9 protein-coding genes are annotated in these 7,968 nt (G+C 54.8%); 5 read left to right on the top strand and 4 right to left on the bottom strand.

Annotated elements, in window-relative coordinates; all coding sequences use genetic code 11:
- Positions 1–53 precede the first annotated feature (53 nt).
- The 4 genes from ACESMK_RS10015 to ACESMK_RS10000 form a co-directional block, all read right to left on the bottom strand.
- Positions 54–1,388, bottom strand: coding sequence for an IS200/IS605 family accessory protein TnpB-related protein (locus ACESMK_RS10015; RefSeq protein WP_372997216.1), 1,335 nt, complete (start codon positions 1,386–1,388; stop codon positions 54–56).
- A 94-nt stretch (positions 1,389–1,482) separates the two neighbouring features.
- Entirely contained in the window at positions 1,483–1,902 is a 420-nt protein-coding gene (locus ACESMK_RS10010; protein WP_372997796.1) for a hypothetical protein, read from the bottom strand.
- Between the two features lie 26 nt (positions 1,903–1,928).
- Positions 1,929–2,399 (bottom strand): hypothetical protein, encoded by a 471-nt coding sequence (locus ACESMK_RS10005; protein ID WP_372997794.1) that lies wholly within the window; start codon positions 2,397–2,399, stop codon positions 1,929–1,931.
- A gap of 62 nt (positions 2,400–2,461) precedes the next feature.
- Positions 2,462–2,656 carry a hypothetical protein gene (locus tag ACESMK_RS10000; RefSeq protein WP_372997792.1) on the bottom strand — a complete coding sequence of 65 codons (195 nt, stop codon included), beginning with the start codon at positions 2,654–2,656 and terminating at the stop codon, positions 2,462–2,464.
- A 549-nt stretch (positions 2,657–3,205) separates the two neighbouring features.
- Between ACESMK_RS10000 and ACESMK_RS09995 the strand changes: the two genes are divergently transcribed.
- From ACESMK_RS09995 to ACESMK_RS09975, 5 genes are all read left to right on the top strand, one after another.
- Positions 3,206–3,724, top strand: coding sequence for a hypothetical protein (locus ACESMK_RS09995; RefSeq protein ID WP_372997790.1), 519 nt, complete (start codon positions 3,206–3,208; stop codon positions 3,722–3,724).
- Positions 3,721–4,446 (top strand): hypothetical protein, encoded by a 726-nt coding sequence (locus ACESMK_RS09990; RefSeq protein WP_372997788.1) that lies wholly within the window; start codon positions 3,721–3,723, stop codon positions 4,444–4,446. The genes ACESMK_RS09995 and ACESMK_RS09990 overlap by 4 nt, the downstream gene beginning before the upstream one ends.
- Positions 4,443–4,943, top strand: coding sequence for a hypothetical protein (locus ACESMK_RS09985; RefSeq protein ID WP_372997786.1), 501 nt, complete (start codon positions 4,443–4,445; stop codon positions 4,941–4,943). The genes ACESMK_RS09990 and ACESMK_RS09985 overlap by 4 nt, the downstream gene beginning before the upstream one ends.
- Positions 4,944–5,052: 109 nt before the next feature.
- A complete protein-coding gene (locus ACESMK_RS09980) occupies positions 5,053–5,574 on the top strand; it encodes a hypothetical protein (protein ID WP_372997784.1) in 522 nt (173 codons plus the stop codon).
- Between the two features lie 38 nt (positions 5,575–5,612).
- Positions 5,613–7,931, top strand: coding sequence for an ankyrin repeat domain-containing protein (locus ACESMK_RS09975; protein ID WP_372997782.1), 2,319 nt, complete (start codon positions 5,613–5,615; stop codon positions 7,929–7,931).
- Positions 7,932–7,968 lie beyond the last annotated feature (37 nt).

Genomic DNA, 7,968 nt, shown 5'->3' with positions numbered 1-7,968 from the left:
TTGAACCCTCCGACGACTCATTCGGAGAATTGAGTCGCGGATTCTGATCACTCTCACGCGGCGTTGGCGGTAGGCCAAAGCACGGAGAGCGTCACCGGGGTTCCCGGTGTACGGGCAGACGTTGGCTGACCCGCACGGGCAGACGGCTTACGCCGACCGCCCTGAAAATAGACCAACCCTCGGGCCGCGATGTTGTAAGCCGCGTTGAGGTCGGCGTGGTACCGCTTGCCGGAGGCAAAGGTACACAGGCTGTAGTTGCTCGCATCCCGCTTCACAGGGCCGGAACCATCGAACGCCTGGGCGCTGGTGCCTCGGGCATAGACCAGCACCGACCGCAGCCCGGCTTCTTGCGCCTTGCTCTGAATCCGATCCACCAGCATCCGGTGAAACCACCGATGGAAGCGAGCTTTCATCGCAGAACGCTTGCGACCGGCTTTCGGACGCCAGCCTTTCAGGTTTTCGGCTACCACGGCTTCGCAGTCATGAGCCATCGCCAGATTGACCAGTTTCCGGCTAATCTGATGCGCCTGGTTATCCGCCAGCCGCTTGAGGCGCTGGTGATCCCGGGCACAAAAACCCGCGGGCAGCCGGCTACCGTGGCGCGTGTGTTGTCGCGCCTTCGAACGGATGCGCTGCATCAGTCGATGTTCCCGGTCTTTATCACTGCGCCTGAGGAATCCTCGGGCGTGGACAGTGCCTTGATCATCGACTACGGCCCAGGTCGCTGCGGTGTTGATGCCTACATCCACGGCCAGCACCCGTTTCGGTGTCCTGGCCGGCGCTGCCGGCGTGAACTGCTCCGGCAACGATAACCCCCACTGTTTGCCATTGAAGGTCAGCAGTGGGGACTTGGCGGTTCCGCGACCGCGATAACGGAGCTTCCCGGACAATCGAAAGCTCATCCAGAGCCAGTCGTTGCGATATCGGACTTTGATGAAGGCCTGCGTGGCGGCCTCGTTGAGCTTGATGCACTGGCCGCCGTACAGGCTTGGAAAGGTGTTGGTGCTGGCGGTCAACCGTGGTGGCCGCGAATGCAGATGCCGGCGCTGGCCGTCGAGCCAGTCGCCATAGCGACTCATGAACGACCGAACCTGGCCGACGGCATCCATGATGGCCACACGGCGCAGGTAAGAGGGGAGCTTGTAGTACCGGTTCTGGAAGTAGCGGTAGCGAACACTCGGACGCTTCGAGGTCGGATGGATCAGCCCCTCGATCACGGCCACTGCCTCGTTGCCTTTGGCGGGGCCAACCGATGGCCAGTGCTTGAAAGCCACCGTCATCAGGTCTCGCACCAACCGACGATACAGCGCCAGCGTCTCGGCCAGCGCGTCGCGCTGGGCCGGACTGTCGGCGTGGATTCGGAGTCGATCGGAGCGAATAATGGTCATGCGAACACTGTATAAATAAACAGTCCCAAAAACAAGCCGCCTTGACTAGCGACTCATTCGAAGAATTGAGTCGTAGAATGCGGCGGCATTTTGTTCAAAGACCTTCGAGGCCTAGTTGGTTGCCATCATCTGACACCGGCGTTTTTCTTGAACGGCGTTTCGGCGCAGAAGATTGATCCTCGGTTCTTTGCGCCTTTCCCTGGTCAATTGGAGGCTCACTGGGCGCCTCTAGGACACCCTTGGATGTAACAAAGTCATTGTAGCGTTCGATGGTGTTGAGAACGGCAGTCCCACCCTGGGAATCAGATAGGAAGGATAGATCAATATCAGGGAGCGTTATCTTGATGCCAGCGGCGGTTTGCTCTGACATCACCCGGATTGGCGGGGGCAGCTGGTGGCAACTGTTGTTGATATAGATCTGGAGAAAATCTGTGTTATCAGGCCCCCAGGCGACCCGTCCAATAGGGGCCCGGTCGACTGAGAATTTGCACCCGCTGCCATGCCATTTCTTCATACAAACCTCCAGGTCTGGTCTTCTGGTCAGCTTCTTATATTTACGATCTGCTTCGGGATAACGTCCGGCTTTATTTCGACAACCTCCCAACCATCATCAGAACGACGAAACTGAAGCTCACCGGTCTTTTGAATCACATCACCTTTACTGAATTTACCAAACGACCGGCGGGCCCAGTAAGAGTTCTCGCCTTCCTCGCCTTCTTTGGTGAACACATACTCTCCGTAGTCCATGGTGAACTGCATGGTGCCATAGAGTTCGATCACGTAGAGATCCTGACTCTTCAGACTTCCTTTCCCGCGCCTCCACTTAATTGTTTCAAAAAACGTCTGGTTCGAAAGGTTTTCACCGGGTCTCCATCGAACCATTTCCAACGCCTGGCCGGCGTAGGTGTCCAGCGATTCTTGGATGAAATCCTCGCTTGGCTGTCGGGATTGGCTACTAAAACAGCCGCTCATGAGAAGAGTTAGGGCAAGGATGAAGCTTTTCTTGATCATCTTCCAACACTCACTTTGGCAATATGGATCACTTAAATATCAAGAGAGGATCGGCCCCTACATCAAAAAAACAGCCGATAGAGAATCCCGGCAATGAAAGCGAAGGCGGCCCCATAAAAGGGAATCCGGTATGGGTTGGGATTGGAGTGCACCGGCCAGCCCAGACGTTCGAGCGCTGCCTTCGGCTCCTCAAGCAGCGCACCGAGCACCCCGACGCCAGCCATGGACAGCCATAAAACCCGCAACGATTTTCCCATCTCACCCTCCCCGGCGGCGCCGGTTCAATACCAGTTGCCCGGATCAATACCAGTTGAAGCGGCAAGTTTCACCGCGAAACCGGCGCCGGATAAAAGCACCCATACGCCGAATTTATGATTTCTATTTAATCACACGGTCAAGTGATAAGCAATAATTTACCCCCCAACCAGAGAGCACTCCAATTTGGCGCCAGCCTGCCAGTGGAGAGTCCAAACCGCCAACCCTGGAGGGGTCCTTTCGTCCTGAGCAATTTGGTGGCAACTTACCTTCGTTTTCTCTGCACCCGCGAACCTGCCTACAACTTCGGCACAGTATGGTTAGTCAACACTAAATTATTTTTGCGCGGCGCGGCGCGGGCCCTGCCCCACTTTCGGTAAGGCAACGGCTTCGCCGGCTGGGGAAAGGGGCGCAGCGGTGCTGGTTGGGGGGTAAATTATAAGGGGAGTGGCGCCATCGGCCCGCAGGATGGGGTGTTTTCCCGGTCCTGGTTGCTTCGCGTACAGGTTGCCGATACTATTACTTTACGTTACAGACAAGAGGGCTATTTGGTGAAAACACCGGTGCAATTGGAACCTTTTTCCAAAAATGGAACACCACGCCTGCTGGCCCGGCCGCACCCCATTGAACTGGCCCGCGGCGCGGGCTTCACACTCTGGGGGATCACCCTTGGCGCGTTCGCGATTGCGACCGCTTTCACCGACCAGAACACCGTCTTTATGTCCGGGCTCAAAACCCTGTTTTGTGTCGGCGCCGGTGCCCTGGCAGTCGACGCCCTGACCACTGGCCTGCGTCACATCAGCCATTACCGGCACAGCGTCCTGATGGTGTCGGATCAGTACATCGCCACCCTCTCCGGTGCCTCTGGCATCGTCCGCGCCTACCCCCGAATCGATTGTCACGTTCACGAGATTAAGTACTCCTGGCTGGGCGAGCAGCTAAACTATGGGTTGATAAGGATCGATGACCCGGACGGCCATCACCTGATTGGCCTGCCGGTTCGCGACCCCGACTACGCCCTGATTGCGGCCAACGCCAGCGAACGACAACCGGTAGAGGCGATATCATGAGTGCGCATCAGCTGGACACGATCATGACCATCGCCTCGAGCATCAACCGGGTGATCGAGACTTACGCGGACGATCCCCGGCTCGAAGCCATAGAAGGAAGAAGCTGCGTCTACCGGGCCGCACTGACCCGAGTACTTCTGACCCGTCAGGGCATTACCAACATGTTCTGGACAGGGGACGTCCGCTGGGCAGCGGAAGCCAAAGACCCGCACAGCAAGACCCGTTATCTGGATTGTTTCGAACGGGATGCGGCTCAGGGGGATCTGGGCGGCCACGTTTGCAACCTTGTTCAGCTGCGCGATGGGACCTGCTGGCTGGTGGATATCACCATGGACCAGTTTCACCGTGAAGCCGTCAAGCGCGAGGGCAGCCAACTGCCCGCCATCGAACCGCCACCGGTCCTCTTGGCGCTGACACCCAACAAACGGCTCGACGCAATCACAAAGTCCGGCTGGGTTTTACGGAAGCAATTTTCAAACTCCACCACCTGGTGCGAATACCGCTACGACAGTCTGATGGGTTTTCGCCGGCTGCGAAAACTGCATAATCAGGGACAGGAAACCGGTCTGGATGTGACGCGCTGGCCCGATGTCTATAAAGATATTCTTACCCTCTTCGATTTCCGGATGAATATCCTGGCTCCGCACCGATCCCTGACTTCGACGGCGAACTACCATGAACTGAAAATCACATCGCTCATGTCCGGGTCGGAGGAACTTTGAAAACACCTGCACTGATTGCCCCGTACGAAAAAGACGCCAAACGTCTCTGGCTGACCCGCCCTCACCCAATCGTGCTTTTTGGATTTGTGTTTTACCTGGCAGTCGCGCTGATTTGCGGAGGGGTGGTCTTCGAGGCGATTTCCACTGGAGGGAGGGATTTTATAACCGGTCTGATCGTTTTTTTCTTCGGGTTAATCGGCCTCCAAATGCTTGGCCTGGCGGTGGTGCGCGGCATCACCTATTTTACCAGCTACCTTCTGATCACCGATCACCATGTGGTGGTACTTCAAGGTATTGCCCGCAATCTTTCCAAACTCACTATCGAGGACATTGAGCTTACCGGTACCACCGAAACCTTGCTTGGACGACTTCTTGGTTACGGGCGACTGCTGGTTGCGCCTGCCTCCGGTGACTACCTGCCAACGTTTCCCGTGGCCGAACCAAACTCACTCGAAATCCTGATTAACGACTGCAGGAAATCAAGTTCCGCACCGTAGTTATAGGTCTTCGAACATACCCCCTTAGATTGCCTGATGATGCTTTTTGATTTATCATAATTTACACTTTGAATTTGTTTTCCACTTAATTTGAGTTCACGGACGGGTTATGAGTGACATGCCTTACGATGTGGCGCGGCCGGGTTCAAATAGAACCAGAGAACTGACGCTCACGGATGCCAAGCGTTTCTTCCTGGAACTGGCTCAGGCAACATGGTCGCCGGATCTTGATAATTGCGCCGACTATGAGGACTTGACCCAACACCTGCTTTATATCATCTCCAGCTATCAGGATAACAAACACTCTCTGGCCAAAGAGATCTTCCAGTGGAAGAACCAGCAGGACTTCTCAATGACGGAGAGACTGGCCAAGCTTCGAGCCAAGATCGAGGAGCTTTGCCCCACGGACACCAACGAAGGGAAGCAACTGCAGGATGAAATTCAGGCTCTTCACAACCACTTCAAATTGCTGCAAAGCGAAAGACATTCCTTCTACCACCCCTCCCGGTACCAATTGACGTATTTCGAAAATGGCATTCCCGTTCCGATGAACCCTTTACGGATTGTCCAGGTTCTCGAAGGGGAGGAAGGGCTAGTGAATCTGCACATTAATCACAACAAGCGTTTCTAAGCTGGGACGCTTCACCCCAAGGAGACTACGAGGAACCTATGGCTCGCTTGATTGCATTCTTATTTATTGCCCTGTCGCTTTCAGGGTGCGCGTCTCAGCAAAAGCTGATGGATTCTATGGAAGAAAACGATGCCGAAACCGCCCGGGAAATGGTTGAGGCTGGCATGAATCCCTATCTGCCCAATGAAAATGGGGTTTCTGCGGTCGCGAAAGGGTTGCAGGCCCCTGAGGGCTCCGAGATCCGCCAGTGGGCCGAACAACAGGCAGAGATAAGTAAAGAGCCGGCAAAAGCGCTCTGGCAAAAGATCGAAAACGACTCGATCACACCAGAACAGCTTCGCAGCGAGCTGGCCCAGTTCGATTTCTACATTGACGCTGCGATTACTGAAAAGGGTTACACGCTGCTCCTTTCAACCCTGGTCACTGAAAAATACGACTACGCGAGCGTTATTATTGAGAGTGGTGCTGATCCATCAAAGACTGATTCAAAGGGCTGGTCTCCACTGCATGAGTCAGTTTTCAATGGCTCCGTGGAGTTAACCCGGAAACTGGTTGATGCCGGTGCTGACCTTGAAAGCCGCTGGAATGAATGGACCCCCCTTCACTACACCGCCAACAGTCTTGAGCACGCCGACCGATCGAACGATGTCGAATTGGCTCGAATCCTGATCAAAGCTGGTGCAGATATTAATGCCCAACAAAGTGAAGGTTCTACACCGTTATTGTTGTCTGTCATCAATGACCGGCAAGAAGTGCTTGATCTCTTGCTGGACTCTGGGGCCGATCTGGAGCGTGCAAACGAGGTAGGCAACACCCCGCTGATTGAATCGGTGTTCCTTGGCAATGTCTCGGCCGCAAAAAAACTGATCGACGCCGGGGCCAACCTCGAAGCTACGCAAAAACAAGACTGGACGGCTCTACATTACACTGCAAACTCACCCGAAAAAGGTGCTCGGGAAAATGACTTGCAGTTGGCCAACCTTCTGATTGAATCCGGAGCCAATATTGATGCAAGAACCGTTGCCGGAATCACCCCACTCTACCTGAGCGTCGCGAATGAACGCTCAGACATGACGGACCTTTTCGCCAGCGCAGGTTCGGATCTGAGTATTCCCCACAACAACGGCATGACGCCACTCATAAAGGCTGTCTTGGACGGCAATCAAACGGCAGCGAAACAACTAATTGATGCGGGTGCCGACCTGAACAGCAGGGATGACGATGGATGGACCGCTCTGCATTTCACAGCCGGTTCCACGGGCCTTGGCAACCGCCAGCATGATTACGCTCTCACTGGAATGCTATTGGCAGCCGGCGCTGACATAAATGCCAAAACGAATGAAGGGGTGACACCAGTCTACCTGGCGGCCCGCTACCAACGACCGGGAGTGCTAAGCATTTTGCTTGAAAACGGGGCGAACCCTAATATCACGCATGACGATAACTGGTCCCCGTTAATGCGTGCCGTATATGACGGTTCACTCGAGATCGCTCGTGCCCTCTTGGATGCTGGCGCGGATACTGAAATCTCCGAGAAAGATGGCTGGAGGTCACTCCACCTGATTGCGTCCTCCAACACTAATCGAAACCAGGAAAACGACGAGGAATTGTTGAGCCTCCTGATAGGCGCCAATGCAAATATCAATGCGATGAACGATGATGGTGCCACACCTTTGTACCTGGCGGTGATGAATGACCGCCCTGAAATGGTGGCTGTGTTTTTAGAGGCTGGGGCCGATCCGGACACCTCGAATACCTGGACACCCATGATGCGTGCGGTTTTCGGTGGTAAGACTGAGTACGTACACGCGCTTGCCGAGGCGGGCGCCGATGTGAATTTAAAGGATGATGATGGTTGGTCTGCGCTTCACCTTGCGGCCAACAGCCTAAAGCACGGTAACCGCGAAAACGATGCCAAGATTACTAAGATTCTCTTGGACAATGGGGCCAACATAAACAGCCTGAATGATGATCTGGCAACACCACTAATGCTGACCGGTTCTACCAATCGGCCTGAGGTTGCCCGAGTCCTTCTTGAAAACGGAGCAAAAACGGACCTAGAGAATCGATTTGGACGAACTGCACTGCAGGAAGCTATTCGGGATGACAATTACCGAGTAGCGGCCCTTATTCGGGAACACACAATGGCTTCGTCTGCACGCAACGTGTCATCCAACAATCAGTCGCGATACCCGGCGAAACCGGCGCCTAAGCCCGGGTACACAACCTGCAATACTCGATGTCTGAACGGAGACTGCTATCGGACGTACAGCGATGGGCGGCAAGTTCGATTCCAGGCAGAGCGCAAGTACAATCCTCTCTCCAGCCAATGGGAGTATGATTCAGGCAGCTGCTAAAATCGGCCTCTGCTCACTATATTCCTTGAAAAAACAC

It is taken from the genome of Marinobacter sp. (genome assembly GCF_041687235.1).
GTDB lineage: Bacteria > Pseudomonadota > Gammaproteobacteria > Pseudomonadales > Oleiphilaceae > Marinobacter.
This window is presented reverse-complemented; position numbering and strand designations above follow the sequence as displayed.

Coding starts and splice junctions, on each gene's coding strand:
- ACESMK_RS10000 (WP_372997792.1), bottom strand. CDS start 2,656: ATGGGAAAATCGTTGCGGGTTTTATGGCTGTCCATGGCTGGCGTCGGG.
- ACESMK_RS10005 (WP_372997794.1), bottom strand. CDS start 2,399: ATGATCAAGAAAAGCTTCATCCTTGCCCTAACTCTTCTCATGAGCGGC.
- ACESMK_RS09990 (WP_372997788.1), top strand. CDS start 3,721: ATGAGTGCGCATCAGCTGGACACGATCATGACCATCGCCTCGAGCATC.
- ACESMK_RS09975 (WP_372997782.1), top strand. CDS start 5,613: ATGGCTCGCTTGATTGCATTCTTATTTATTGCCCTGTCGCTTTCAGGG.
- ACESMK_RS09980 (WP_372997784.1), top strand. CDS start 5,053: ATGAGTGACATGCCTTACGATGTGGCGCGGCCGGGTTCAAATAGAACC.
- ACESMK_RS10015 (WP_372997216.1), bottom strand. CDS start 1,388: ATGACCATTATTCGCTCCGATCGACTCCGAATCCACGCCGACAGTCCG.
- ACESMK_RS10010 (WP_372997796.1), bottom strand. CDS start 1,902: ATGAAGAAATGGCATGGCAGCGGGTGCAAATTCTCAGTCGACCGGGCC.